The sequence below is a fragment of the Tenacibaculum sp. HL-MS23 genome (assembly GCF_032463465.1).
Taxonomy (GTDB): Bacteria; Bacteroidota; Bacteroidia; order Flavobacteriales; family Flavobacteriaceae; genus Polaribacter; species Polaribacter bernardetii.
In genome coordinates, this window is sequence record NZ_CP135989.1 from 1,642,394 (window position 1) to 1,669,385 (window position 26,992).

A 26,992-nucleotide genomic window follows, 5' to 3' on the forward strand; every position below is an offset into this window, starting at 1 on the left:
GATTATATGAAAAAAGAAAACACACCGAAACAAGAATTTTTATTCGGCAAACGAAATTACATCTTTATGCTAATAGGTTTAGCTGTTATTGCTTTAGGCTTTATTTTAATGGCCGGTGGTGGTAGCGACGACCCAAATGTGTTTAATAAAGAAATTTATAATTGGCGTAGAATTCGTTTGGCACCAACTTTAGTTCTTATTGGTTTAGGTATCGAAATTTATGCTATTTTTGCCAACCCTAAAAAATAAGCATGGATTTATTAGAAGCTATTATTCTTGGAATTATTCAAGGTCTTACCGAGTTTTTACCAGTGTCATCAAGTGGGCATTTAGAACTTGCTAAAGCTATTTTAGGAGATACATCTGTACCCGAAGAAAGCTTAACATTTACTGTTGTACTGCATTTTGCAACTGCTTTAAGTACTTTAGTTGTTTTTAGAAAAGAAGTTGCTGAGATTTTTAAAGGATTGTTCCTATTTAAATGGAATAAAGAAATGAAATTTTCATTAAAAATTATTCTTTCTATGATTCCGGCCGTAATTATCGGATTATTATTTGAAGAACAATTAGAATCTTTTTTCGGTGGGAAAATACTATTTGTAGGTATTATGTTATTAGTTACTGCTGTGTTATTATTATTTGCTGATAAAGCTCAGAACACCAACAAGGAAGTATCTTTTAATAGCTCATTAATTATAGGTATTTCTCAAGCTATTGCAATGTTACCTGGTATTTCTCGATCAGGAGCAACTATTTCTACATCTGTTTTACTTGGTATTGATCGTAGTAAAGCAGCTCGATTTTCATTTTTAATGGTAGTGCCACTTATCTTTGGTAAAATAGCAAAAGACTTACTTAGCGGAGATATTAATTTTCAATCTTCTGAAATCGCTCCAATATCAGCAGGGTTTATCGCTGCTTTTTTAGCAGGTTTAGTTGCTTGTAATTGGATGATTGCACTGGTTAAAAAAAGCAAATTATCATACTTTTCTATTTACTGTGCGATTGTAGGATTAATCGCTATCGGATATTCTTTATTAAACTAATATGAAAACGGAAGAAGATTACAAAAACGGACAAGTTTTATTGATTGATAAACCATTAAAATGGACTTCTTTTCAGGTGGTTAATAAACTGCGTTGGGAAATAAGACAACGATATAATATCAAAAAAATAAAAGTTGGGCACGCAGGTACTTTAGATCCATTAGCAACTGGTTTACTGATTATTTGTACAGGTAAAAAAACGAAGATAATTGATACGTATCAAGGTCAAATAAAAGAATATACAGGCACTATCACTTTGGGCGGAACAACACCAAGTTATGATTTAGAAACTGAGATAAATGAAACCTTTGCTACCGATCATATTACTGATGAATTAATTCACGAAACAACTAAACAGTTTACAGGAGTAATTCAGCAAAAACCACCTATTTTTTCTGCAATAAAAAAAGAAGGAAAACGTTTATACGAGCTAGCAAGAAAAGGTGAAACTACCGAAATAAAATCGAGAGAAGTTATGATCCCTGTATTTGAAATAACAAATATTAATGCTAACAATCTTGATTTTAGAGTTGTTTGTAGTAAAGGAACCTATATTCGTTCTTTAGCATACGATTTTGGAGTTGCATTAAATTCAGGAGCTCATTTATCAGCATTAAGAAGAACTAAAATTGGTGATTTTCATGTTGAAAACGCAGTAAGTGTAGATGTCTTTATTAAGTCTTTAGAAGCTGAATAGAGCTCGCACCAAATTAACATCATAAAAAAAGACTTGAATATCAATATTTATTAAATTGATATTCAAGTCTTTTTTCAATTAATTAAGATAGATAAAAGTGTATTATGACTTCTTCTTCTTTAAAAATCGATTATACCAACTTTCTAAAATTGGCACTTCCCAATGGCTCTCTAACTCTTGTTTTGTTTGAATTAAATTATCAAAAACAATTGTTTTTTCTGTTACCGCTCTATTTTTAATCAACTTTTTAAAGTCTTTCAGTTCTTTATACTGCGTATATTCACCTTGCTTAAAACACACATTCATTCTATCTAATAATTCAACCTCGTATTGTTGTTGTAATTGCAATATAAAACCAACTTGTGTATCAATATCTGCATTAGACAAGTCTACATCTTCTTCCGCAGAAAAAATAATAAAACGATTATATTTTACATCAAATGAGGCTTTAAAATTCTCATCATCTGATTTCCAGTTTTCAGTAAAAGTTTTTAACTGCTCATTTAATCCATCTATTTCCTTCGGATAAAATTTTCTACTACAAGGATAAATCCAAACTTTTGCATCTTCTGATAAACTATTAAAATCTACTAACATATTTATTTTTTCTAAACCACAAATATACAGAAAACAAAACCTCCTTCTTGAGAATCAAAAAGGAGATTTATTATTTATAAAAAACGATTGTTATTTTAAAAATGAAATAAGATTTTCCTGAACATCTTCACCCTTATTTTTATTATACCAAACCTGTAAGTCTTTTTTAAAATCAGCATCTAAACTACCATGTTTCGCCTTATAATCAGCTACCATTTTAGTAGCAATAACTGGTCTTGGACCCCAAGTATCAATAACTTCATTATTCTTATTTAAAGCTATTAATTTAGGTATCGATCTACCGCCGTTGGTTAAAAACTCATCCATCAGCTCAAGATTTTCATCCCTTAAAACAAGTTTTAATTGAATATTTGAATTTTCTTCAGCAATTTTATTGATAACAGGTAAGTTTTGAGCAGCATCACCACACCAACCTTCTGTTAAAACCAACCAAGTTTGAGGCTCTTTAATTTCCTTAAGCTTAGCTGCGGTATTCTCAGAAATTTTTATAGTTTTATCTAAACGCTTCATTCGTTTATCGTTTAACAAACTATAATTTAATAAATCGTCAGACTGGTTTGGTCCTGTTGATTTACCTTCATCTAATAAGTTTTTTACTAAAACTCTATATTCTGAATATGAAATGGCTTTTTCTAAACTATTTTCTATAATTTCTTTCATCTTGCTTATCTTATAATATAAATGCTTTGTTCTCTTTTAAAGTCCTTGCAACCTAGATTACAATACTTAAAAGAGCGATATTATAGACGCTCTTAACTTTAAAAACTTACACCTCTTCTAACTTCTGTTTCTCTAGCGCTTTTAAACTCGTAACAATATCATTTGTCATAGAAGTTAAATCGAACTTATGCTGCCATCCCCAATCTTTTCTTGCGTGTGAATCATCTATAATTTGAGGCCAGCTATCAGCAATTGCTTGTCTAAAATCTGGTTTATAACTAATTTCAAACTCAGGAATGTGTTTTTTAATTTCAGCGGCAATTTCTTTTGGCGTAAAACTAATTGCGGCTAAATTATAAGATGTTCTTGTTTTTATCTTATCTGCATCAGCTTGCATAATTTGAATGGTTGCGTTAATAGCATCATCCATATACATCATTGGTAAACGTGTATTTTCTGATAAAAAACATTCATAAGTTCCATTTTTTATGGCATCAAAATAAATATCAACTGCATAATCTGTTGTTCCTCCTCCAGGCAACGTTTTCCAACTAATAATACCAGGATAACGGATACTACGAACATCTACTCCATATTTTTCATGGTAGTAATTACACCAATGTTCACCAGCCACTTTACTGATTCCGTAAACTGTTGACGGTTCCATTATTGTTTGCTGAGGCGTATTAATTTTTGGTGATGTAGGACCAAATGAAGCCATTGAGCTTGGCCAATATACTTTTTGAATATGTTTTTCTCTTGCCAGCTCTAAAACAGCTAATAAAGACGTCATATTTAAATCCCATCCTTTTAAAGGATGTTTCTCTGCAGTTGCAGATAGCATTGCTACCATTAAATACACTTGCGTTACTTTATATTTTTCAACGACTTCAAAAATTCGTTCTTTGCTTGTAGCATCAATAATTTCGAAAGGTCCAGAACTCATCATTTCTTGGTTTCCTTCTCTAATATCAGAAGCTATTACATTGTCTCTTCCGTAAAGAGCGCGTAGCTTTTGCGTTAGTTCTGTTCCGATTTGCCCGCAAGCACCTAAAATTAATATAGTATCATTCATTCTTAAAAGTTCAAAAATATAGGATTGCAAAGTTATTAAATTTCATAATTCGTAAAAAATATTTCTACTTTTTTAATTATCAACAAAATAACAACATAAACTTCTGATTACAAACTTATAATTTTGTTCTTATTCATAAACCAAGTAAAATATGTACTTTTATCACTTCAATTTTTAGTGATGAGATACTTTTTATTTATTTTCTTTTCTTTTTTATTAATCTCTTTTTCTTGCCAGAAAAAAGATGTTAAAAAAAATGAAGCTGTTAAAAAACCAACAATGGATGTTGTTATTAAGAACTCTAAATACGCACGTTTAGATGACGCTTCTTCGAAAGAAATAAAGTTATGGAAAGAATACTTTATAACTGCTGATTTCCTACAGAAACTAGAAAAAACAACTCCTGTTGAAGCATTAAACAATGCTATTGAATTAAAAAAACTAACAAAGCAACTAAAGGATAGCTTAAATATAAAAACACTTAAAACACCTGCTTTTAAAGCCCGTGTGAATGTTTTTGAAAATGAAGTTTTAAGATTGGCTGATATGACTTATATTCCGGCGATTACAGCTACTGAAATAAATACGCAACTAGCAAAAGTATTTTCGCTTTATGGTAGTATGAATACCAAAATAAATACTGTTTACGCAAAACAAAGATTCGATAAAGCTATAAAATTAGATAGCTTATTTAATTTTAAATAGTTTTTAAAGCCTCATATACTAAGTTACTTTCAAAACCTCTATACAATAAGTAATCTGCTATTTTCTTTTTTCTCTTAAACTCATTCGCTTCAGTTACCAAATCATTTTTTTTATCTAACAAACTATATAAAGTTGCAATATAATCTTCTTCATTGATTTCTTTTAATGCTGCTTTTATATTGTATGCTGATATGTTTCTATATTTTAACTCTCTAACAATTCGTTGTTTTCCCCATTTTTTAATTCTGAACTTCCCTCTCGCATAGCTTTTAGAAAAGCGTTCTTCATTTAAAAAATTATCTTTTAACAAACTTAAAAGAATCATTTCTATGGCTTCTGGAATTATACTGTATTCTCTTAATTTATTTTCTACTTCTTTATGACAGCGATCTTGGTAGGCGCAATAATGTTCCATTTTTCGCTTAACCTCATCAACAGTAAAAACTTTTTTATCCATAGCTCAAAAATAAAAAAAGAGTTGAAAGTATTTATACTTTCAACTCTTTTTGATTGACAAAAACTAAAAAACAAGTTATATGTTTCTCTTTGTCCACATTTTAAATTGGATAATTAAGAATAATAATATTGGTACTGCAATTAGCGTTAAAAAAGTAGCTATTAACAAACCATATATTACAGTCCATGCTAATGGGCCCCAGAAAACAACGTTATCTCCTCCCATATATATCTTAGGGTCAAATTCTGCAAACAACGAGAAAAAATTAATGTTAAGTCCGATTGCTAACGGAATTAAACCTAAAACAGTTGTAATTGCCGTTAATAACACCGGACGTAAACGTGCTTTACCCGCTTTAACAATTGCTTCAAATAAATCCTCTTTTTCTAGGTAAGCATCTTCATCCAAACCTAAAACATTTTTCTTTCTATCAATTAATAACTGTGCATAATCCAATAATACCACTCCGTTATTTACTACAATACCTGCTAACGAAATAATTCCCATCATGGTCATCATAATAACAAATGCCGATCCTGTAATTACCATTCCTCCAAATACACCGATAAGACTTAACAATATTGAAATCATAATAATGGTTGGTCTTGAAATTGAGTTAAACTGGAAAATTAATATGAAGAAAATTAAACCTAAACCTGTTAATAATGCCCCCATTAAAAAAGCCATTTGCTTGTTTTGCTCTTCAATTTGCCCTGTATAATCTATTTTAATACCTTTTGGCATTCCTTCAAAAGACTTCATTTCGTTTTGCACTTGGTTTACAATTGCACCTGCATCTGTAAAACCAGGTGACAACTGAGAATAAACAGTTACAACTCGCTTTAAATCTTTGTGCTTAATAGCGCTAAATCCAGAGTTATTACTATGTTCTGCTACTGCAGATATTGGAATTTCTTTTAAACCACCCGTATTATCTCTAAATGTAATTTTTTGATTAAAGATAGCGCTTGTGTTATACCTGTTTGCTTCATTAAAACGCACATATATGTCATAATCTTCACCATCTTCTTTATAAATACCTGCCTTAGATCCAAAAATAGAATTACGAATTTGCTGCCCTACTTGTGATGCGCTTACACCTAATTCACCAGCTTTTTTTCGATCTACAAGAACTTGCATTCCTGGTTTATCTTTATTTACATCTATCTTAATTTCATCTACTCCTGGAATATTTTTAGAAGTTATAAAATCTCTCATTCTTTCTGCAACAGCAATTAACTCGCTATAATCATTTCCTTCAATTTCAATATTTATTGGCGCCCCTGCTGGTGGTCCATTAGCATCTTTTTCTACAGAAATTAAAACCCCAGGATAAATACCTACTAAAGCTTCTTGTACTTTTTGACGTAACAATTCACTATCGGCTCCTCTACGATATTTAAATTCTCGCATAGAAGCTGTTATTTTTCCTTTATGAGGCAACTCTCCACTAGAACCGGCATCAACTGCTGGATTTCCGGCACCTTCACCAACTTGGGAAACGGTACTTTCTACTAGAAAGTTATAATCACCATCTGTATATTGCGAATCATTTAAAACAACGGCAACCTTTTTTTCTATTTGCTTGGTAATTTTATTTGTCTTTTCGATATCTGTTCCTTGCGGATATTCGATATAAACAATAATTTGATTTGGCTTATTATCAGGAAAAAACTCAACTTTAGTACGTTGCGAAGCTAATGAAGCTCCGAAAGCAATAAAAGAAATAATAAGCAATGCAAACGTACCTCCTATTAGCCAATATGGTGCCGATTTAGATAAAGCTCTACGCAACTGACGTTCATACCAATTTTCTAAACGCGGTAAAACCTTTGTTTGAAAAGAGTTTGCCCAATTACGTAAAAACAATCTATATACCCAAAGCATTATTGCTGTAAAAAACATTAATGTTCCTAAACCTCTATACGTTCCCCCTATAATGAATACTAAAATTCCAATTACAGCTATAATTACTGTCATTGTAATTATTTTCTTTAGTGGCATATCTTTATCTTCTGTACTCATAAAGTTAGAAACTAAAACAGAGTTAAAAAAGATGGCTACTACTAATGATGAAGTTAATACAACTGCCAAGGTTATTGGTAAAAGTTTCATGAACTCTCCCATTACTCCTGGCCATAAACCTAAAGGAATAAAAGCGGCTACCGTTGTTGCTGTTGATATAATAATAGGAAAAGCAATTTCTCCGATACCTTTTTTAGCTGCTTCGGTTCTACTCATTCCTTCCTCATCCATTAAACGATATACGTTTTCTACAACTACAATACCGTTATCTACTAGCATTCCTAATCCCATAATCAATCCGAAAAGAATCATGGTGTTTAATGTATAGCCTAACATATTTAAAATCATAAGCGACATAAACATCGACATCGGAATTGCAAAACCTACGAAAATGGCGTTTTTAAATCCTAAGAAAAACATTAAGACGATTACCACCAAAATAACTCCGAAAATAATATTATTCACCAAATCATCAACTGCAGCAATTGTTACCGAAGATTGATCATTAGCAATAGTAACCTCCAAATCTTTAGGAAATACATTCTCTTTAGCATCTTCTACCATTTTTTGAATCTGCTCTGCAGCAGCAACCATATTAGAACCAGCACGCTTTTTAACATCTAGCATAATAACTTGCTCCCCATACTGTCTTGCATAGGTTGTAACGTCTTTTTCTTTAAAAAACACCTCAGCAACGTCTTTTAAATAAATAGGGTTCCCTTTTTCTGATTTTACAACAAAGTCTTCTAAATCAGATGGTTTATCTATTTCTCCTAGAATACGAATCGTACGGCGCTGCCCACTAGTAATTAAGTTACCTGCAGACATTGTAGAGTTACCACCGTTAATTGTATTTATGATATCACTAAAGCTAACTTTTGCTGCTTGCATTTTATAAATATCTACAGCAACTTCAACTTCTTTGTCTTGTACACCACGAATATCTACTTGTTTAATTTCTTGCAACCCTTCTATTTCATCCTGAAGATATTCACCAAACTCTTTTAACTTTCCTATAGGATAATCACCAGAAATATTAATATTAAGTATTGGCATTTCTTCACTCATACTTAAAGCAAAAACATTTGGTTCTACCTTAGCTCCGTTAAATGTTGGCCAGTCTTCACCAGATGTTTCTGAATCTATTTCATCTTTTACCTTTTGTTTGGCGTCTTTTACCTCAATATTTTCATCAAACTCAACAATTACCATCGAGTAATCTTCTTGCGATGTTGATGTTATTTCTACAACATTACTTACCGTTTTTAATTTTTCTTCTAACGGATCTGTAATCAGTTTTTCAATATCTTCAGCTGTGTTTCCAAAAAACGGAGTGCTTATATATATTTTTGTTTCTTTAATTTCTGGGAAACTTTCACGTGGCATTTCAAAAAAAGCAGAAACACCTAAGTAAAATATAACAGCCATTACTACATACATTGTAGTTTTGTTATTAATTGCCCAAGAGGATAATCCAAATTCTTTATCCACCTGTTTGTTCTTTTTAGACATATTTATAATTTTATGGGTGAATTAGTTTAAAACCTGTACTTCTTGACCGTTTTGAACACTACGAGCTCCTTCTTTAATAATTTGGTCACCGGCTTTAATACCTTCTAAAACCTCTACAATATCTCCCTGTGTTTTTCCTGTAACAATAATTACTTGCTTTGCTTTACCTCTTTTATCTTTTAAACCTGTAACAACATACACATACTGTTCACCTTTTGCATTTTCTGAAATAATGCTTTGAGGAACCAATAATGCTTCTTCATTCGTATAATCGTTAATTTTTAGTTTAGCACTTAAGTTTGGCTTTATATTACCTGCTTTATTATCTACAGCAATTTCTACTTTAAAAGTACGGTTCGCAGGGTTTATAAAGTTACCCGCTTGGCGAACTTTTGATTTGATTTTTTCTCCTAAAATTGGAAACTCGATATCAACACTTTTTCCTTTTTTAATAGATGTTATATACGTTTCTGGTACAGCTGTTTCTATATACATATTAGAAAGGTTTACAATTCTAAAAACCTCTGCTCCCATTCCTGGAGATACAACAACTCCTTGTTCTTTTATAACATCATCTATAACACCGCTAAAAGGTGCTTTTATTATTGATTTACCTAATTGTTTTTTTAACTGACTTACAGCATTTTGTTGCGCTTCGTATTTAGTTTTAGCTTGTAAAAACTGTATTTCTGAACCTATTTTTTGATCCCATAATCGTTGTTGACGCTGAAAAGTAGTTTTTGCTAATTCAGTTTCTACTTCTATCTGAGCTAGTTGACTAGACAATCCTCCGTCATCAATTTTAGCTAATACCTGCCCTTCTTTTACGTATTGTCCTTCTTTTACGTAAATTTTTGTCAATTGCCCTGCCATTTCAGGATATATTAAAACATTTTGTTTTGTTTTAACATCTCCTTGTAGTTCTAAATAATGATTAAATACCGTTTGTTTTGCCGACAAAACAGTTATTAGAGGTACTTTTTTAGTTTTATCTAAGGTAGCTATTTTATCATCTAAGGTTTTAATATCTTCTGATAACGTTTTTACCTCTGCGCTTAATGTTGTTTTCTTAGCGCGCATTTTCTCTAAATCATTAGAGGCTATTACGTCTTCTAGTGATTGCTTTTTACTACCTCCGCAAGAAACTAAGAAAAGTGTTATTGCAAGAATTGAATATATATTTTTCATTATTTATTACTTTATTTTATTGGAATGTTTAATGCGTTTTCTAACTGTGCTTTTCTTGCTATTACGTTAAGCATTGATTGCACATAATTATTTTGTTGTGTGTATAATTGATTTTGCGCTTGTAATAAATCGAAACTTGATGAAAGTCCTTCAAAAAACTTAATCTGTTGTTTCTTTTCTATTCTTTCTGCTAATGATAAATTTTTCTTTGCCGTTTGAAAGCTTTCAATACTTAATTGATAATCACTTTTTGCAGTTTCTGATTGTAACATTAAATTTTGCCTAACATTTTCGCTTTTAATCTCTGCATTTTCAAGTTCTATCCTTGCCATTGCTGTTTTAGAGCGTCTTCCGAAACTACTAAATATTGGCACGTTTAAACTTACTCCTAACAATGAATAATCAAACCATTCTTGTGATTCTTTTAAGAAATCAAAGTCATTTGCATTTGCGTTTGCCCCATAATTTACAAAGGCTGATAATGTTGGTAATGCTTTACTTTGCTCTAATTTCATTAACAACGCTTTACTTTCCTTATCGTTTTCAGCCATTTTAAAATCTATATGGCTCTTTACATTAAAGGATTTTGTAAGCAAACTTAAATCGGTGTTTGCTAAAACTAAATTATCTAAATTATCAGTTAAAACAATTTTCCTCTCTATAGAATTACCTAATGCTACATTTAACATTTTATAAGCTATGCTTTTCATTCTTCTAGCATTGTTATAATTATTTTCAATAGTACCAAGAGTAATTTGTAACTGCTCTACATCTTCTAACTCTGTTAATCCGTTTTTATAAATTTTCTGAGTTTCTTCTAAATTCTTTTTAAGAACATCTCTGTTATTCTCTAATATTTCGATATTTCTTTCAACAACTAATACGTTTCCGTAAGAATTAATAACAGCTTCTCTTGTTGCTAACTCAGTTTTTTCTTTAGCCTGTTCAGATATCTTTAAATAAGTTTTAGCCGATTGCAATCCTACTAAATAAGACCCATCAAAAATTAATTGTTTTAAAGTTACAGAAGCATCCATGGTTTGTTTTGTTCCAAATTTAACCGGAGTAAAAGTACCTGGAGTTCCTCCTGAAAGCTCAGCAGGTAATAAAGACACTTGCTGTTTCAACCAATTTTGATAATCTACTTTACCACTTATTTGAGGCAAACCTATTGTTGTTGTTTCCCATTTTCTTTCTTTAGCTGCTTCAATATTATTTACAGCAACCTTATTGTCGTAATTATTTTTTATTGCATAATCAATAGCTTCTTGCATTGATATTTTAAGTTCTTCTTGCGCAAACAGAAAGCTTGTACAAAAGAATATAAATACACTATATATGTATTTTCCCATTGTTATTAATTTTGATTTATTATTTTTAATTGTTTTTCTAACTCTTCTAATCCTTTATCTGTTGCTATTGCTCTTATATGATACTCTAAAATTTGATATTCAATTTTTATTAATTCTTGCATTTCACCACCATACATTTCACTATCAAAAACACCAAATATTAAGGTAAAGTAGAAGTTTACTATCAAATCAATATTTAAACCACCTCTATAAAACCCTTGTGCAATTCCTTTTTTAAGATTATCTACATTACAATCTCTAAACATACATACCTCACGCTCAATTAAACTTGTATACGTTTCTGGATAATATTTTTTTAACTGAAACATTGGTGACGTTTTTGCATTTTTAAACATTTCTTTAAAAATAGCTTTTACAGCAAATTCTTCTTCTATCGCATTATAACCATGCTCTTTAATTTTATTAATTGTATCATTTATAGTGTTATGAACTGCCTCGGTACTAGCATCAACCAAAGCTGCCTTATTTGAAAAGTACTTATACAACGTCTTCTTAGATATACCCAGTTCTTTAGCTATATCATCCATAGTAATACTTTTAAACCCAAGGCTTAAAAACATCTCTCCTGCTTTATTTATTATTTTATCTCTCATAATTCGGGCACAAAGATACTTAGGAAACTTTAGAAACAAAAAAAGTTTCCTAAGTATTTATTATTTTTTTAATTCTATTGACAATAAAATTATTCATTATCTTATTTTTACAAAAAAATTAAGATTTGGACATATTACAATATCAGTCAGACTTTTTATCATACTTAGAATCTAAAAAGATAATAAGAGAACCCAAAAACCTCTATGAACCGATAGACTATATCCTTCAAATAGGTGGTAAAAGAATTCGACCAATACTAACCCTTATCGCTTCAGATATTTTTTCTGGAGATTATAAAAAAGCAATGCCTGCAGCTTTAGCCGTTGAAGTTTTTCACAACTTTACACTAGTGCATGATGATATTATGGATGACGCTCCTTTAAGAAGAGGACACAAAACTGTTCATGAAAAATGGGATATTAATACAGGTATTTTATCGGGAGATGCAATGCTTATACTCGCTTATCAACATTTCGAGAACTACAACCCAGTTGTTTTTCAAAAACTAGCACAGTTATTTAGTAAAACTGCTCTTGAGGTTTGTGACGGTCAACAGCTAGATGTTGATTTTGAAACAAGAAATGATGTTACTATCGAAGAGTACATTAAAATGATTACCCTAAAAACATCTGTTTTAGTTGCCGCTGCTTTAAAAATGGGTGCCATTGTTGCCGAAGTTAACGATGACCAAGCACAACATTTATATAATTACGGATTAAATTTAGGAATTGCCTTTCAATTACAGGATGATTATTTAGATACCTACGGTAACCCTGAAACTTTTGGGAAACAAGTTGGTGGTGACATCATCGAAAACAAGAAAACTTTTCTTTATTTAAAAGCTTTAGAAGTCGCAAATGACGACGATAAGGAGAAATTAAGTATTCTTTACAACGAAAAACAAGAAAATATTTCAACCAAAATAAGTACTGTTTCTGCTATATTTTCGAAAAATGACATCCCTAAATTTACACACGAACTTATTGAGTACTACACTAATAAGTCTTTCGAGAGTTTAGCATACCTAAACATTTCTAACGAAGCCAAAGAGGGCTTACGTTTGTTCGGTGAAAATTTAATGAGCAGAAAAGTGTAAAAAAAGTTTTTTTATTTAAAAAAGTTACTATTTTTGCAGTCCTAATTTAACCGGTCTTATAGCTCAGTTGGTTAGAGCACCTGACTCATAATCAGGTGGTCCCAGGTTCGAGTCCTGGTGGGACCACGTTTAAATTCAACCACTTACAGAAATGTAAGTGGTTTTTTTTATTTTAATTGGGTTAATCTTGCTACATATTTACCAATCACATCAAATTCTAAATTAATTTTACTACCTACTTTAAAGTTCTTAAAAGTAGTATGCGCTAAGGTATATGGTATAATAGCTACACTAAACTCATCCTTTTTAGAGTTAACAACCGTTAAACTTACTCCATTCACCGTAATAGACCCTTTTTCTATAGTTACATTATCTCCTTCAAAATCATAAGAAAAAGTAAAAACCGTACTTCCGTCCTGATCCTTAACCTCCTTACAAACTCCCGTTCTATCAACATGTCCTTGTACAATATGACCATCTAAACGAGCGCCTAACTTCATTGCTCTTTCTAAATTTACTTCATCTCCTTCTTTTAAATCACCAATATTGGTTTTATCTAGTGTTTCCTTAATAGCCGTAACAGTATATTCATCATTAAAAATACCAACCACAGTTAAGCAAACACCGTTGTGAGCTACACTCTGATCGATCTTTAACTCATTTGTAATATTACTTAAAACAGTAATGTGTAAATTCTCTTTATCTTGCTCTAATCTCTTAACAATTCCAAGAGTTTCAATTATTCCCGTAAACATTCTCCTAAATTTTAGTTACTTTTGTTAACATCAAAAATACAACTTTTACGTACGAAAGTAACTATGGATACTACAAACAAAATTATTGTTGGAATTTCAGTTGGAGATATAAACGGAATTGGGATTGAAATTATTTTAAAGACTTTTGAAGACAAACGTATGCTTGAGTTTTGCACTCCTGTTTTATTTGCTTCAACTAGGCTGATTTCTTATCACAAGAAAAACTTAAAGCTAAACACTAATATTTATGGTATTAATTCTATTGATAAAATTTCGCACGATAAAATCAACTTAATGAATTCATGGACTGATGAAGTTAAGATTGAAATAGGAAAAACTACTGAAACAGGTGGTAAATTCGCCTACAAGTCACTTGAATCAGCTACAAATGCTTTAAAAAGTAACCATATTGATGTTTTACTTACCGCACCAATAAGTAAAGAAAATATTCAATCTGAAGACTTTAACTTTCCAGGGCACACAGAGTATTTAGAAGAAAACTTAGAAGGTAAAAGTTTAATGGTTTTAATGACTGATGAATTACGAATCGGTTTAATTACGGGTCATATTCCTATTTCTGAAGTAGCAGCAACAATTACTCCTGAATTAATTAAGGAAAAAGTTGAAATCATGCATACTTCTTTAAAACAAGATTTTAGCATTAATAAACCAAAAATTGCCATATTAGGATTAAATCCTCACTGTGGTGATAACGGAATTATAGGAAAAGAAGATGATGAAATTACCCGCCCTGTAATTGCAGAAATTAAAGAGTCTGGGAAATTAGTTTTTGGCCCTTATGCTGCTGACGGGTTTTTCGGTTCCGAAACCTATAAGCAATTCGATGGTGTTTTAGCAATGTATCACGATCAAGGACTTGCTCCTTTTAAAGCACTTTCTTTTGGTAACGGTGTAAATTTTACAGCCGGCCTAAACAAAGTAAGAACCTCTCCTGATCACGGAACTGGTTTTGATATTGCAGGTAAAAACATAGCAAATTCATCATCATTTAAAGAAGCTTTATTTACCTCATTACAAATATTTAAGAATAGAAAACAGCATGCAGAACTAACAAAAAATACTTTAAAAGTTAAATAGTATTTTTTTTTAGGTAAAATATAAAAATATAAACATTTTTTATATCTTTGCACGCTCAAATTGATCTTACAGATGAAAGACATAAAAGAATTCAATATACCTTTTGTAGGTTTAAAAGAAGGAAGTCATTTATTTCAGTATCAAATTGGAGAAAAGTTCTTTGAAGCATTTCAGTTTGATGAATTTAACGACGCAAACCTAACCGCAGATATTAATTTTGTAAAAAAAAGCACATTATTTGAGCTTACTTTTACAATAAAAGGTACCGTAAACGTACCTTGTGATAGCACCGGGGAACCATTCGATTTAAAAATTGATGGTGTTTTAGATTTAATAGTTAAATTTGGACCTGAATATAACGACGAACATGATGAAATTTTAATACTTCCACACGAAGTATACGAAATGAACGTTGCTCAATATATATATGAGTTAATTGTTTTATCAGTTCCTAGTAAAAGAATTCATCCAGATGTTTTAAACGGCACGATGAAATCTGACGCTTTAGATAGATTAAACGAATTAAGAATAAACGAAGAAAAAACTGTTGAACAAACGTCAGCAGACCCAAGGTGGGATAAATTAAAGGATTTACTAACAGATAAATAAAACATAAAATGGCACATCCAAAGAGAAAAATATCGAAAACTAGAAGAGATAAAAGAAGAACTCACTATAAAGCTTCTGTACCTCAAATAGCTGTTGATCCTACAACTGGAGAAGCTCATTTATACCACAGAGCTCACTGGCATGAAGGAAAATTATACTACAGAGGTCAAGTAGTATTAGAAAATGCAGTTGCTGAGGCATAAACACTAGTTTTTACAACATAAAAAAACCCTCTTTTTGAGGGTTTTTTTATGTTTTTTTGTTAAAAAATAACTTTTTTGATGTTTTTTCTTTAAAAAGGTCAACTAATTTTCATTACTTTTGACAACTAGTTTTATTACAAAACAAACAATTATGACTAAAATAACTGCAGCGATTTCCGCAGTAGGAAAATTTGTTCCTGAGTATATTTTAACCAATAAGGAGCTCGCAACAATGGTAGACACTAATGATGAATGGATCACTAGTAGAACCGGTATCAAGGAGAGAAGAATCTTAAAAGGAGAGGGTAAAGGAACCTCTTTTATGGCTATTAAAGCTGCTAAAGATTTACTTAAAAAATCAAATATAGATCCTAAAGATATTGACTTGGTAATTGTTGCCACAGCAACTCCAGATATGCTTGTTGCATCTACTGCTGCATATACCGCTTCTCAAATCGGAGCTACAAATGCATTTTCTTACGACTTACAAGCTGCATGTTCTAGTTTTTTATTCGGAATGTCTACAGCTGCTAAGTATATAGAAAGTGGTCGCTATAAGAAAGTATTGTTAATAGGAGCAGATAAAATGTCTTCAATTATTGACTATACAGACAGAGCTACATGTATCATTTTTGGTGATGGGGCTGGTGCTGTATTATTTGAACCAAACACTGATGGACTTGGTTTACAAGACGAATATTTAAGAAGTGACGGGATTGGTAGAGAATTTCTTAAAATTGAAGCTGGTGGTTCTATTTTACCAACTTCAGAGCAAACACTTAAAAATGGTCAGCACTTTGTGCATCAAGAAGGAAAAACCGTATTTAAATACGCTGTTTCTAATATGGCTGATGTTTCTGAAAAAATACTACAACGAAACAATCTCTCTAAAGATGATATTGATTGGTTAGTTCCACATCAAGCGAATAACAGAATTATTGAAGCTACAGCAAATAGAGTTGGGTTAGAGTCAGAAAAAGTAATGGTAAACATCCATAAGTATGGGAATACCACTTCTGCTACTTTACCTTTATTAATTGCAGATTATGAAAAGGATCTAAAAAAAGGAAATAATTTAATTTTTGCAGCATTTGGTGGAGGCTTCACATGGGGAGCTATCTATTTAAAATGGGCATACAATTCATAAAAAAACCAAACAACTAAAATTAGGAATATGGATATTAAAGAAATTCAAAGTCTTATAAAATTTGTAGCAAAATCAGGTGCAAGTGAAGTAAAGTTAGAAATGGAAGATATCAAAATCACCATTAAAACTGGAAGCGAAACTCCTGAAACTACATTTATTCAAGCAGCAAACCCAATGGGTGTAGCTCCTCAAATGATGGCACAAGCTCCTGTTGCTCAACCAGCAGCACAAGCAGCACCATCTAATGAAGCTTCGAATACAGAAGAAGATTCTAAATATATTACAATTAAGTCTCCAATAATCGGAACTTTTTACAGAAAGCCTTCTCCTGACAAACCAAACTTTGCAGAAGTAGGTACAGAAGTAAAAGTAGGTGATACAGTTTGTATTATTGAAGCAATGAAATTATTTAACGAAATTGAATCTGAAATTTCAGGTAAAGTAGTTAAAGTATTAGTAGATGATTCTTCTCCGGTAGAATTTGATCAACCTTTATTTTTAGTAGATCCATCTTAAGTAACATATAACTCCAAATAAAAGTATATACTTCTTTATTTGGAGTTTTAAAATTTTTAGAACGTATGTTTAAAAAGATATTAATTGCCAATAGAGGTGAAATTGCGCTACGCGTAATTAGAACCTGTAAAGAAATGGGAATCAAAACAGTAGCTGTATACTCTAAAGCAGATACTGAAAGCTTACACGTAAGATTTGCTGATGAAGCAGTTTGTATTGGACCGGCTGCAAGTAGTGAATCTTATTTAAAAATGGATCGTATTATTGCTGCTGCAGAAATTACAAATGCAGATGCAATTCATCCTGGTTATGGTTTCTTATCAGAGAATGCTAAATTCTCTAAATTATGTCAAGAACACGACATAAAATTTATTGGAGCGTCACCTGATATGATTGACCGTATGGGAGATAAAGCAAATGCTAAATCTACCATGATTTCTGCTGGTGTACCTTGTGTACCAGGTAGTGAAGGGGTTATCGAAACTTTTGAAGATTGTGAAAAAACAGCTATAGAAACTGGTTATCCTGTTATGTTAAAAGCATCTGCAGGTGGTGGTGGAAAAGGAATGCGTGCTGTATGGAAAGCAGAAGATTTAAAAGACGCGTGGGATTCTGCTCGTCAAGAATCTAAAGCTGCCTTTGGTAATGATGATATGTATATGGAGAAGCTAATTGAAGAGCCTCGTCATATCGAAATTCAAATTATTGGAGATTCTTACGGTAAAGCATGTCATTTATCAGAAAGAGATTGTTCAGTTCAACGTCGTCACCAAAAATTAACAGAAGAAACACCTTCTCCGTTTATGACGGATGAATTACGTACTAGAATGGGAGATGCTGCTGTAAAAGCTGCTGAATTTATTAAGTATGAAGGAGCAGGAACTGTTGAGTTTTTAGTAGATAAACACCGTAATTTCTTCTTTATGGAGATGAATACGCGTATTCAGGTTGAACACCCTATTACTGAAGAAGTAGTGGATTACGATTTAATTCGTGAACAAATTTTAGTAGCAGCAGGTGTACCTATTTCAGGTAAAAATTATTTACCTCAATTACACTCTATCGAATGTAGAATTAACGCTGAAGACCCTTATAATGGCTTTAGACCTTCACCAGGTAAAATTACATCTTACCACGCACCAGGAGGTCACGGAGTTCGTATAGATACACATGTGTATGCAGGTTATATGATTCCTCCTAATTACGATTCTATGATTTCTAAGCTAATTGTTACTGCACAAACTCGAGAAGAAGCAATTAACAAGATGAAACGTGCATTAGATGAATATATTATTGAAGGAATTAAAACAACAATTCCTTTTCATAGACAATTAATGGATCACCCTGATTATATTGCTGGTAACTATACCACGAAATTCATGGAAGATTTTGAAATGAAATAATATTGAATTAAAAAACCTAATATGTTTTAAAGCATATTAGGTTTTTTTATTTCTAACAATATTAGTAGTATAATTAGTTACTTTTCGAAACTTGATTTTTCTGGTAATATACTATCAAATGCATCACTTATATCTTGCATAACTTTATTATAGTTTCTAATATGTATGTTATCGTTTAAGCAAACTAGTTTATACGACTGTTCTCTTACAGCTTTTATTGCTTTCTTTGACTTGATTAACAATGGAAACATTTTAGTGTCTTGATAGGTGTTGTAAGGCACAAAATTAGAACTGCATATTTGCCATGTTTTAAATAATTCAGGAGTATAATCATCATTACTTCTAAACCTGTGCTTAGACATTTCTGTAAGCTCTTCATTGCAATGCTTCCAAACATCTACAAAAGTAGATTTTAAAAAAGGTTGCGCGTTGTGAGGCGTGCGAAGTGTTATAAATTCATTATAATATTTTAATAATTTGGTTAACCTTCCTCTTTTACCGTAAGAGGGATGATACCATTTATCATGATCTCTTTTAAAAACTTCCTTCTTATCAAAATGCTTGTTAATAAGCCGGATATTATTTTTAAGCATTTTTTCGAATTGAGAAATACCTGTGTTTTTCCTAAAAGTAGCTATATCTTTAGGTAATCCGTTTTCAAAAAATCTATTTTCAGAAACATTATTTATAATGAAAAAATCATCATTAAAATACACAAATTTCTCAGACAAGTCTGGTATTTTGTGCATATATATCTCTATTAAATTAGAGTTGAAAACAGGCAAAAATTCGCTTGGAATATAATCTGAATGATTTACTAGATTTATTTTCGGATGATTTTCATCAAGCCAATCTGGTTTTTGACCACTTGTAACAAAATGAATTTTTCGAACCCAAGGAGCGAATTTTTCAATACCCCGAAACCAATATTTTAAGAACCCATGATCACGAAAACGCGCCTCTGAAAGTTCATTTACAGAATTGTCTATTTTGTTAGAATACTTTGAAAACTCTTTAATCCATTTAGGATCATCCATATCAACCCAAGTAACAACAAAATCTATTCCCATCTCTTATATATAAAATTAAACGAATCTTTTTAAGCTTCAAAAGTAAGTTATTTTCAATATAAATATAGTGAAATTACTTAAGAATTAAAGGATATCTATTAATTCAATATCATTAGAATATGGTGAAAAATTAGATTCTGAATAAATATATATAACCTACTGATTTACTAGATTTAGGTAGTGTTACAATTGTTACAAATAATGAGGAATTTTCGAGTACTTTTACCATACTTAAAAACAACCGTATTTTAAGGACTAAATTAGGAAGCACAAACCAAAAATATATAGCAAAAAACGTTGGTGCAACTAAAATTATAATAGATTATATAAAAAAAACTTTATAATGGATATCATATTACAACCTTGGCCTTGGTACATATCTGGCCCATTGATTGCCTTTGTACTTTTCTTGTTTTTTTACTACGGAAAAAACTTTGGTGTATCTACAAACCTAGAAACAATGTGTACTATTGCAGGTGCCGGTAAAGTTTCTGATTATTTTAAAAAAGATTGGAAAGAACGCGATTGGGCGCTTGTATTCTTAGCGGGATTAATTATCGGTGGGTTTATAACCATTAATTATTTATCAGCAACAAACACTATTGATTTAAACCCTAAAACTGTACAAGAACTAGCTGAGTTAGGTTTTGCCAATGCAGGTAATTCTTTCGTGCCAAATGAAATTTTCAGCTTAGAAAACATGCTTACTCTTAAAGGGTTTTCTATTTTACTAATTGCAGGAATTTTTATTGGTTTCGGAACCAGATACGCAGGCGGATGTACTTCTGGACACGCAATTACTGGTTTAAGTAGTTTACAATTACCATCATTAATTGCGGTAATTGGCTTTTTTATAGGTGGTTTAGTAATGACTTGGATAATATTTCCTTTAATTTTCGGATAAGATGAAAAATATAAAATTTTTAGTATTAGGTATTTTCTTCGGAATTATCATGACAAAATCTGAAGCTATTTCGTGGTATAGAATATACGAAATGTTTAAATTTCAATCGTTTCACATGTATGGTATTATAGGATCGGCGGTAGTAATTTCTATGGTATTAATGCATTTCTTTAAAAACGGAAAAATTAAAGATTACTTAGGAAATCAAATAAACATTAAAGAAAAGAAAAAAGGCTTTATAAGAACACTTGTTGGTGGAACCATTTTCGGATTAGGATGGGCTCTTGCAGGTGCATGCCCCGCACCTATTTTTGTTTTAATTGGCCATGGTATATTACCAATAATTATTGTTTTACTTGGCGCTATGTTAGGTGCTTTTATTTACGGATTATTAAGTAAAAAATTACCTAATTAATCCTGCAATAAAATAGTTTCTAATAAGTTTGAATTCGTATTATCAACCACTTTCCAATTATAAATTTTAGAGAGTTGGTATATTTTAGATAGCTCTTCAAATAGACGTTTCTTAGCGTCTTTTTGAAGGTCTGAAACAGTGATAGTCGCTTTTATCTTTTCGATAGCTCTACCATTAAGCATATTTAATTCTGATCTCGAAAAGGTATTGAATTGACTTTGTTGTAAATCGAAATATTTAATATCTGGCGAAATTAAAACTTCTTCTTTAGGAATTTTATTAATAATTATTTGTTTACCTATACTGTCTATTTGTATTTCTAATTTAGATAAATCATAACCAACCTCAACCTTGGCACTAACCGATAGTATCGCTTTTTTTTCGAAAGAAAGGTAATTGTATAAATACTTCTTGGTGTCAGAGAAACTATACATTTCAGAAAAAACACCTTCCGAAACTACTAATTTACTTAAATTTTGTATGCCACTTAAAACTACTTTTATTTCTTCTTTTTGATGCTTCTCTTCTATCTTTTCATACCATAACTTGGCAATCAAAAAACCCAATAAAAAAATAGCAATATATTTAAGAAGACGCATAATTTTCTTTTTTCATAAATATAGAAAAAAGAATATTAAACGAAAGATTTGTAGCGTTTTAATTTAGGCTGTAGTTTCTTCCTCTTTCGGAAAAGCCTCTTTATTAAATATAAACAACAGCACAACGCCAATAGTTATCCAAGAATCGGCACCGTTAAAAATTGCATTAAAGAAAGTAAAACTTTCTCCTTCATACATCGGAAAATATAGCATATCTACTACTTTCCCATAAAACAAATCGCCGTAAGGTTTGTCTGAAAACAATGTTGCTACATTATGATACGAACTATCAAAAATTACTCCGTAAAAAACTGAATCTATAATATTACCTATTGCACCTGCTAAAACCAAACCAATAGCGATAACAACACCTGTATGAGCCTGCCTTTTAATAGTTTGCCATAACCAGTAGATAATACCAGAAACTGCAACAACTCTAAACAATGTTAAAAATAATTTACCCGCTCTACCGCCAAATTCAAAACCCCAAGCCATACCATTATTTTCAGTAAAATGGATTTTAAACCAATCACCAAAAACAAGCACCTCTTCTCCTAATTGAAAATGAGTTTTAACATATATTTTACTAATTTGATCAATTAAAATTGCCAAAACTACAGTAAGTATTGCGATATTTTTTTTAGACATTTTATAAATTTAACAGCAGCTAAAATAAGAAAAGTATTCGTTTTTATTCTGTTATTAAGATAACATTAGCGTTAATAGAACGTACATTGAATTTACGAATAGCTTTTGGATTACTTTTAGAATAAAATTGCTTGTTATAGTTATTTTTATTTACATGAATTTCTCCATTATTCGTTTCTATATTTATAGCAGTGGCTTTTTTTATCCTACCGTAAACGTTACCTGAAAACAATTTAACAGCAGTATTTCCCTTTATTTCGTTTAGCTTCACGTTTCCGTTGTCTATGTAAATTTTTAAATCCCCTTTATAATCCTTAGAAGTAATATCAATTGTTTTTCCGTAGATATTTACGGTTTTATGATTCGGAATTTTAATTATAGTAGTAGCTCTTTGCAGTCGTTGCGTAATATACTTTCTAAAAACAGGTTCCTTAAATATATTAAAATTAAGCTTAAAACTTACTTTTAAAACGCCACTTTGTTCGTTTATAAAAATGGTATGCGTATTCGGGTTTTCATCTAACAAAACAACTTCTATCTGATTGCTTAATGAATTCTCTATAGTTACATCATCCAGTCCATCCGTAATTATTTCTATTTCTTCTGATTGAAAAGTGCTTTTTTTAAGTAATTTTTCTTGTGCGAAGAAAGTTAAATTGGCGAACAAGAAAATAATTACACAAAAAGGTCTAAAGCAAAAGAAACCTCTAAAAAGAGGTTTCCTATTATTGTTATAATTATACAAAACGTTATTGTTTACGTTTCGCCTCAATACTTAATGTAGCATGAGGAACTAATTTTAAACGTTCTTTCTGAATTAATTTACCCGTAACTCTACAAATTCCGTATGTTTTATTTTCGATACGAACTAGTGCGTTTTTTAAATCTCGTATAAATTTCTCTTGACGAATAGCTAATTGCGTATTTGCTTCTTTTGCCATCGTATCTGAACCGTCATCAAACGATTTAAATGATGGTGAAGTATCATCCGTACCGTTATCTGAACCATTTTTGTAAGAAGATTGAATTAATTTTAAATCCTCTTCGGAATGTTGTATTTTCTTTAAAATGATTTCTTTAAACTCCTGTAAATCACTATCCGAAAATTTCATTTTAACCTCGTCCATAATGTTATGCTTTTTCTATTAACATTTTACTTTTTATGGTATCAAACTCAATTTCTATACCATCTTTTAAGTCATCAACAAATAATAACTCATTTGTTAATGTTTCTGCTTTTATATAATTTTCATTTGCAGTTACAGATTCTTGTAAATCATTAGAATTTAAAATGGTTAATTTTATTTTATCTGTTACTTCTAAACCGGTTTCTTTACGTGCATTCTGAATTCTATTTATCAATTCTCTAGCAACACCTTCTTTACGTAAATCTTCGTTTATTGTAACATCTAAAGCAACGGTTAAACCCTCTGCGTTTGCCACTAACCAACCTTCAATGTCTTTCGATAAAATCTCTACATCTGCGGTTTCTAAATTAATCATTTTATCATTAATCTCAACAGAAATAGTTCCTTCTTTTTCTATTTTAATGATATCTTCTTGCGTGAATTTCTGTATTTCACTAGCAATCAACTTCATATCTTTACCAAACTTTGGCCCTAAAGCTTTAAAATTTGGTTTTATTTGTTTTACTAAAATACCTGAAGCATCATCTAACAACTCTATTTCTTTAACATTTACTTCTGATTTTATTAAATCAGCAACTGCTAAAATTTCTTCTTTTTGAGTCGCATCTAAAACCGGAATCATGATTTTTTGTAATGGCTGACGTACTTTTATCTTTTCTTTAGCTCTTAACGATAAAACTAATGAAGATATTGTTTGCGCATTTTCCATTTTACGCTCTAAAGACTTATCAATTAAATTAGCATCGTATTTTGGAAATTCTGCTAAGTGCACACTTTCAAATCCTTCGATATTCGTTGTGCTAATTAAATCTTTATATAACTTATCCATAAAAAATGGTGCTACTGGCGATGCTAATTTAGCAACCGTTAACATACAAGTATATAAGGTTTGATATGCTGATATCTTATCTTGTGCATATTCTCCTTTCCAAAAACGTCTTCTACACAAACGCACATACCAGTTACTTAAATGGTCTTGCACAAAATCAGAGATTGCTCTCGTTGCTTTTGTTGGTTCATATTCTGCATAAAAAACATCTACTTTTTGAACCAATGTATTTAATTCTGATAAAATCCAACGATCAATTTCTGGTCTTTCGGTTAAAGGAACCTCAGCTTCGCTATAATTGAAATTATCTAAGTTTGCGTATAAGCTAAAGAATGAATAAGTGTTGTAAAGTGTTCCGAAAAACTTTCTACTAACCTCTGTTATTCCGTCTAAATCGAACTTTAAATTATCCCAAGGATTTGCATTCGATATCATGTACCAACGGGTAGCATCGGGACCATACTTATCTAACGTAGTAAACGGATCTACTCCATTTCCTAAACGCTTCGACATTTTTTGTCCGTTTTTATCTAACACCAATCCGTTAGAAACAACGTTTTTATAGGCTTTATCATCAAAAACCATGGTTGCAATAGCATGTAAAGTATAAAACCAACCACGAGTTTGATCTACACCTTCGGCAATAAAATCGGCTGTTTTCCAACCTTCTTCTACTAATTCTTTATTTTCAAACGGATAATGCCATTGTGCATATGGCATAGAACCCGAATCGAACCAAACATCAATTAAATCTGCTTCACGTTTCATTGGTTCTCCTGATGCTGATACTAATGTAATTTTATCAACTACATTTTTATGTAAATCAACCGTATCGTAATTTTCGTCTGACATATCTCCTGATACGAAATCAGCAAAAATATCTTCAGCCATTACACCAGCTTTTACAGCTAATGCCATTTCTTCTTTTAACTCAGCTACAGAACCCATTACTTTGATTTCCTTACCATCTTCGGTTCTCCAAACTGGTAATGGAATTCCCCAAAAACGAGAACGAGATAAGTTCCAATCATTGGCATTTTTTAACCAATTTCCAAAACGACCCGTACCTGTTGATTCAGGTTTCCAATTAATTTCTTCGTTTAAAGAGTGCATACGTTCTTTAACGTCTGTTACTTTTATAAACCAAGAATCTAATGGGTAATATAAAATAGGCTTATCTGTTCTCCAACAATGCGGATAACTGTGCACATATTTCTCTACCTTAAAGGCTTTATTTTCTTCTTTTAATTTAATAGCAATCTGAACATCTGCTGATCTTTCTGGCGCTTCACCATCAGCATAATATTCATTCTTTACATACATTCCTGCAAACTCACCCATTTCTTTGGTGAATTTACCTTGTAAATCTACTAAAGGTACTAAATTATCATTTTCGTCTTTTACCAACATTGGTGGTATACCTGCATCTTTACAAACCAACGCATCATCTGCTCCGAAAGTTGGTGCTGTGTGTACAATTCCTGTTCCGTCTTCCGTAGTAACAAAATCTCCAGGAATTACTCTAAAAGCTTCTTCTGGGTTTTCGTATGGTAATGCGTACGGTAATAATTGCTCGTATTTAACACCTACTAAATCGGCACCTTTACATTCGGCAACTACCAAATAAGGAATTTGCTTGTCATCTGCTTTATAAGAAGCTAAATCAGCTTCATTTTCAACCGCTTTAAACTTTTTTCCTGCAAACTGTTTACCCACTAAAGCTTTTCCTAAAAGAACTTGTGTAGGTTCGAACGTATATTGATTGAATGTTTTTACCAACACATACTCAATTTTTGGTCCTACTGTTAAAGCTGTATTACTTGGTAGCGTCCAAGGAGTTGTTGTCCATGCTAAAATATGAACATCACTTCCGTTTTGTAAAACATTTGGTAAGGTTTTAGTAATTGCTTTAAATTGTGCAACTACCGTTGTATCTGTAACATCTTGATATGCTCCTGGCTGATTTACTTCGTGAGAACTTAAACCAGTACCTGCTTTTGGTGAATAAGGCTGAACTGTATATCCCTTATACATCAAATCTTTGTTATAGATTTGTTTTAACAACCACCAAACAGTTTCCATATATTTTGGTTTATAAGTAACATACGGATCTTCCATATCTACCCAATACCCCATTTTTTCGGTAAGTGTATTCCAAATATCAGTGTACTTCATTACTGCTTTTTTACAAGCAATATTGTATTCTTCTATCGTAATCTTCGTTCCGATATCTTCTTTGGTAATTCCTAATTCTTTTTCTACCCCTAACTCAACAGGTAAACCATGGGTATCCCAACCTGCTTTACGCTTTACTTGAAATCCTTTTAAGGTTTTGTAACGGCAAAAAATATCTTTAATCGTACGTCCCATTGCGTGGTGAATACCCGGTAAACCATTTGCTGAAGGTGGCCCTTCGAAAAAGATAAACGGTTTGTTATCATCACGGGTAGTTATACTTTTTTCAAAAATGTTGTTTTCTTTCCAATAATTAAGGATTTCATCAGCAACATTTGGCAAGTTAAGCCCTTTGTATTCAGTAAACTTCGTACTCATTTTGTAATTGTATTAATTGAATTCGCGAAATTACGTATTTTCTTGTAAT

The 26,992-nt window shown here is 31.4% G+C and carries 28 protein-coding genes and 1 tRNA gene; 14 read left to right on the forward strand and 15 right to left on the reverse strand.

All coding sequences use genetic code 11. The annotated features are described in order from the left end of the window. The first annotated feature begins 6 nt into the window (after positions 1 to 6). The 3 genes from RRF68_RS07675 to truB are packed head-to-tail and all read left to right on the forward strand — an operon-like array spanning position 7 to position 1,743. Positions 7 to 249, forward strand: coding sequence for a DUF3098 domain-containing protein (locus tag RRF68_RS07675; protein WP_218771541.1), 243 nt, complete (start codon positions 7 to 9; stop codon positions 247 to 249). 2 nt (positions 250 to 251) lie between these two features. After that, entirely contained in the window at positions 252 to 1,046 is a 795-nt protein-coding gene (locus RRF68_RS07680; protein WP_315943978.1) for an undecaprenyl-diphosphate phosphatase, read from the forward strand. 1 nt (position 1,047) lies between these two features. Further along, complete coding sequence (gene truB / locus RRF68_RS07685; RefSeq protein ID WP_315943979.1) at positions 1,048 to 1,743, forward strand: tRNA pseudouridine(55) synthase TruB; 696 nt, start codon at positions 1,048 to 1,050, stop codon at positions 1,741 to 1,743. 102 nt (positions 1,744 to 1,845) lie between these two features. Here truB and RRF68_RS07690 read toward each other — a convergent pair whose 3' ends face one another. The 3 genes from RRF68_RS07690 to RRF68_RS07700 form a co-directional block, all read right to left on the reverse strand. Beyond that, positions 1,846 to 2,340: an ABC transporter ATPase gene (locus RRF68_RS07690; protein WP_218771544.1), complete on the reverse strand. Its 495-nt coding sequence runs from the start codon at positions 2,338 to 2,340 to the stop codon at positions 1,846 to 1,848. 90 nt (positions 2,341 to 2,430) lie between these two features. Further along, on the reverse strand, positions 2,431 to 3,021 hold the full coding sequence (locus RRF68_RS07695) for a thioredoxin family protein (RefSeq protein WP_315943980.1): 591 nt from the start codon (positions 3,019 to 3,021) through the stop codon (positions 2,431 to 2,433). Positions 3,022 to 3,127: 106 nt separating this feature from the next. After that, complete coding sequence (locus RRF68_RS07700) at positions 3,128 to 4,096, reverse strand: NAD-dependent epimerase/dehydratase family protein (protein WP_315943981.1); 969 nt, start codon at positions 4,094 to 4,096, stop codon at positions 3,128 to 3,130. Between the two features lie 180 nt (positions 4,097 to 4,276). On the opposite strand from RRF68_RS07700, the gene RRF68_RS07705 reads away from it, so the two are divergent. Continuing rightward, entirely contained in the window at positions 4,277 to 4,801 is a 525-nt protein-coding gene (locus RRF68_RS07705) for a hypothetical protein (protein ID WP_315943982.1), read from the forward strand. On the opposite strand, the gene RRF68_RS07710 is transcribed toward RRF68_RS07705, so the two are convergent. The 5 genes from RRF68_RS07710 to RRF68_RS07730 form a co-directional block, all read right to left on the reverse strand. Next, positions 4,794 to 5,258, reverse strand: a complete 465-nt coding sequence (locus RRF68_RS07710; RefSeq protein WP_315943983.1) for a regulatory protein RecX — start codon at positions 5,256 to 5,258, stop codon at positions 4,794 to 4,796. The two genes, RRF68_RS07705 and RRF68_RS07710, sit on opposite strands and share 8 nt — an antisense overlap. 75 nt (positions 5,259 to 5,333) lie before the next feature. Further along, the gene (locus tag RRF68_RS07715; protein WP_315943984.1) at positions 5,334 to 8,795 is read right to left on the reverse strand and encodes an efflux RND transporter permease subunit; all 3,462 of its coding nucleotides are present in this window, start codon (positions 8,793 to 8,795) and stop codon (positions 5,334 to 5,336) included. Between the two features lie 21 nt (positions 8,796 to 8,816). Continuing rightward, positions 8,817 to 9,983, reverse strand: a complete 1,167-nt coding sequence (locus RRF68_RS07720) for an efflux RND transporter periplasmic adaptor subunit (RefSeq protein ID WP_315943985.1) — start codon at positions 9,981 to 9,983, stop codon at positions 8,817 to 8,819. 11 nt (positions 9,984 to 9,994) lie between these two features. Then, positions 9,995 to 11,335: a TolC family protein gene (locus RRF68_RS07725; RefSeq protein ID WP_315943986.1), complete on the reverse strand. Its 1,341-nt coding sequence runs from the start codon at positions 11,333 to 11,335 to the stop codon at positions 9,995 to 9,997. Between the two features lie 5 nt (positions 11,336 to 11,340). Next, positions 11,341 to 11,949: a TetR/AcrR family transcriptional regulator gene (locus tag RRF68_RS07730; RefSeq protein WP_218771552.1), complete on the reverse strand. Its 609-nt coding sequence runs from the start codon at positions 11,947 to 11,949 to the stop codon at positions 11,341 to 11,343. A 125-nt stretch (positions 11,950 to 12,074) separates the two neighbouring features. On the opposite strand from RRF68_RS07730, the gene RRF68_RS07735 reads away from it, so the two are divergent. Next, positions 12,075 to 13,046, forward strand: coding sequence for a polyprenyl synthetase family protein (locus RRF68_RS07735; RefSeq protein WP_218771553.1), 972 nt, complete (start codon positions 12,075 to 12,077; stop codon positions 13,044 to 13,046). A gap of 52 nt (positions 13,047 to 13,098) precedes the next feature. Further along, positions 13,099 to 13,172, forward strand: a tRNA-Ile gene (locus RRF68_RS07740). Positions 13,173 to 13,213: 41 nt separating this feature from the next. Here the strand turns inward: RRF68_RS07740 and RRF68_RS07745 are convergent. Continuing rightward, positions 13,214 to 13,801, reverse strand: a complete 588-nt coding sequence (locus RRF68_RS07745) for a riboflavin synthase (RefSeq protein ID WP_218771554.1) — start codon at positions 13,799 to 13,801, stop codon at positions 13,214 to 13,216. 63 nt (positions 13,802 to 13,864) lie between these two features. On the opposite strand from RRF68_RS07745, the gene pdxA reads away from it, so the two are divergent. The 6 genes from pdxA to accC all read left to right on the forward strand — a co-directional run bounded on the left by pdxA (position 13,865) and on the right by accC (position 18,777). Beyond that, positions 13,865 to 14,899, forward strand: a complete 1,035-nt coding sequence (gene pdxA / locus RRF68_RS07750) for a 4-hydroxythreonine-4-phosphate dehydrogenase PdxA (RefSeq protein WP_315943987.1) — start codon at positions 13,865 to 13,867, stop codon at positions 14,897 to 14,899. A 72-nt stretch (positions 14,900 to 14,971) separates the two neighbouring features. Continuing rightward, a complete protein-coding gene (locus RRF68_RS07755) occupies positions 14,972 to 15,508 on the forward strand; it encodes a YceD family protein (RefSeq protein ID WP_218771556.1) in 537 nt (178 codons plus the stop codon). 8 nt (positions 15,509 to 15,516) lie between these two features. Next, positions 15,517 to 15,711 carry a 50S ribosomal protein L32 gene (rpmF, locus tag RRF68_RS07760; RefSeq protein ID WP_218771557.1) on the forward strand — a complete coding sequence of 65 codons (195 nt, stop codon included), beginning with the start codon at positions 15,517 to 15,519 and terminating at the stop codon, positions 15,709 to 15,711. Positions 15,712 to 15,862: 151 nt separating this feature from the next. Beyond that, on the forward strand, positions 15,863 to 16,858 hold the full coding sequence (locus tag RRF68_RS07765) for a beta-ketoacyl-ACP synthase III (protein ID WP_218771558.1): 996 nt from the start codon (positions 15,863 to 15,865) through the stop codon (positions 16,856 to 16,858). A 27-nt stretch (positions 16,859 to 16,885) separates the two neighbouring features. Further along, the gene (accB, locus tag RRF68_RS07770) at positions 16,886 to 17,374 is read left to right on the forward strand and encodes an acetyl-CoA carboxylase biotin carboxyl carrier protein (RefSeq protein WP_218771559.1); all 489 of its coding nucleotides are present in this window, start codon (positions 16,886 to 16,888) and stop codon (positions 17,372 to 17,374) included. A gap of 65 nt (positions 17,375 to 17,439) precedes the next feature. Further along, positions 17,440 to 18,777: an acetyl-CoA carboxylase biotin carboxylase subunit gene (gene accC, locus RRF68_RS07775; RefSeq protein ID WP_275315862.1), complete on the forward strand. Its 1,338-nt coding sequence runs from the start codon at positions 17,440 to 17,442 to the stop codon at positions 18,775 to 18,777. 77 nt (positions 18,778 to 18,854) lie between these two features. On the opposite strand, the gene RRF68_RS07780 is transcribed toward accC, so the two are convergent. After that, a complete protein-coding gene (locus RRF68_RS07780) occupies positions 18,855 to 19,847 on the reverse strand; it encodes a stealth family protein (protein WP_218771561.1) in 993 nt (330 codons plus the stop codon). Between the two features lie 343 nt (positions 19,848 to 20,190). On the opposite strand from RRF68_RS07780, the gene RRF68_RS07785 reads away from it, so the two are divergent. Beyond that, positions 20,191 to 20,751 carry a YeeE/YedE family protein gene (locus tag RRF68_RS07785; RefSeq protein ID WP_315943988.1) on the forward strand — a complete coding sequence of 187 codons (561 nt, stop codon included), beginning with the start codon at positions 20,191 to 20,193 and terminating at the stop codon, positions 20,749 to 20,751. 1 nt (position 20,752) lies between these two features. Further along, positions 20,753 to 21,166 carry a YeeE/YedE family protein gene (locus tag RRF68_RS07790; RefSeq protein ID WP_218771563.1) on the forward strand — a complete coding sequence of 138 codons (414 nt, stop codon included), beginning with the start codon at positions 20,753 to 20,755 and terminating at the stop codon, positions 21,164 to 21,166. Here RRF68_RS07790 and RRF68_RS07795 read toward each other — a convergent pair. The 5 genes from RRF68_RS07795 to ileS form a co-directional block, all read right to left on the reverse strand. Then, positions 21,163 to 21,765 (reverse strand): DUF4230 domain-containing protein, encoded by a 603-nt coding sequence (locus tag RRF68_RS07795; RefSeq protein ID WP_315943989.1) that lies wholly within the window; start codon positions 21,763 to 21,765, stop codon positions 21,163 to 21,165. The two genes, RRF68_RS07790 and RRF68_RS07795, sit on opposite strands and share 4 nt — an antisense overlap. A 63-nt stretch (positions 21,766 to 21,828) precedes the next feature. Beyond that, complete coding sequence (locus tag RRF68_RS07800; protein WP_315943990.1) at positions 21,829 to 22,413, reverse strand: lipoprotein signal peptidase; 585 nt, start codon at positions 22,411 to 22,413, stop codon at positions 21,829 to 21,831. Between the two features lie 43 nt (positions 22,414 to 22,456). Then, positions 22,457 to 23,080 carry a hypothetical protein gene (locus RRF68_RS07805; RefSeq protein ID WP_315943991.1) on the reverse strand — a complete coding sequence of 208 codons (624 nt, stop codon included), beginning with the start codon at positions 23,078 to 23,080 and terminating at the stop codon, positions 22,457 to 22,459. A gap of 82 nt (positions 23,081 to 23,162) precedes the next feature. Next, complete coding sequence (locus tag RRF68_RS07810) at positions 23,163 to 23,540, reverse strand: TraR/DksA family transcriptional regulator (protein ID WP_218771567.1); 378 nt, start codon at positions 23,538 to 23,540, stop codon at positions 23,163 to 23,165. Between the two features lie 4 nt (positions 23,541 to 23,544). Beyond that, the gene (gene ileS, locus RRF68_RS07815; RefSeq protein ID WP_315943992.1) at positions 23,545 to 26,943 is read right to left on the reverse strand and encodes an isoleucine--tRNA ligase; all 3,399 of its coding nucleotides are present in this window, start codon (positions 26,941 to 26,943) and stop codon (positions 23,545 to 23,547) included. Between the last annotated feature and the right edge of the window lie 49 nt (positions 26,944 to 26,992).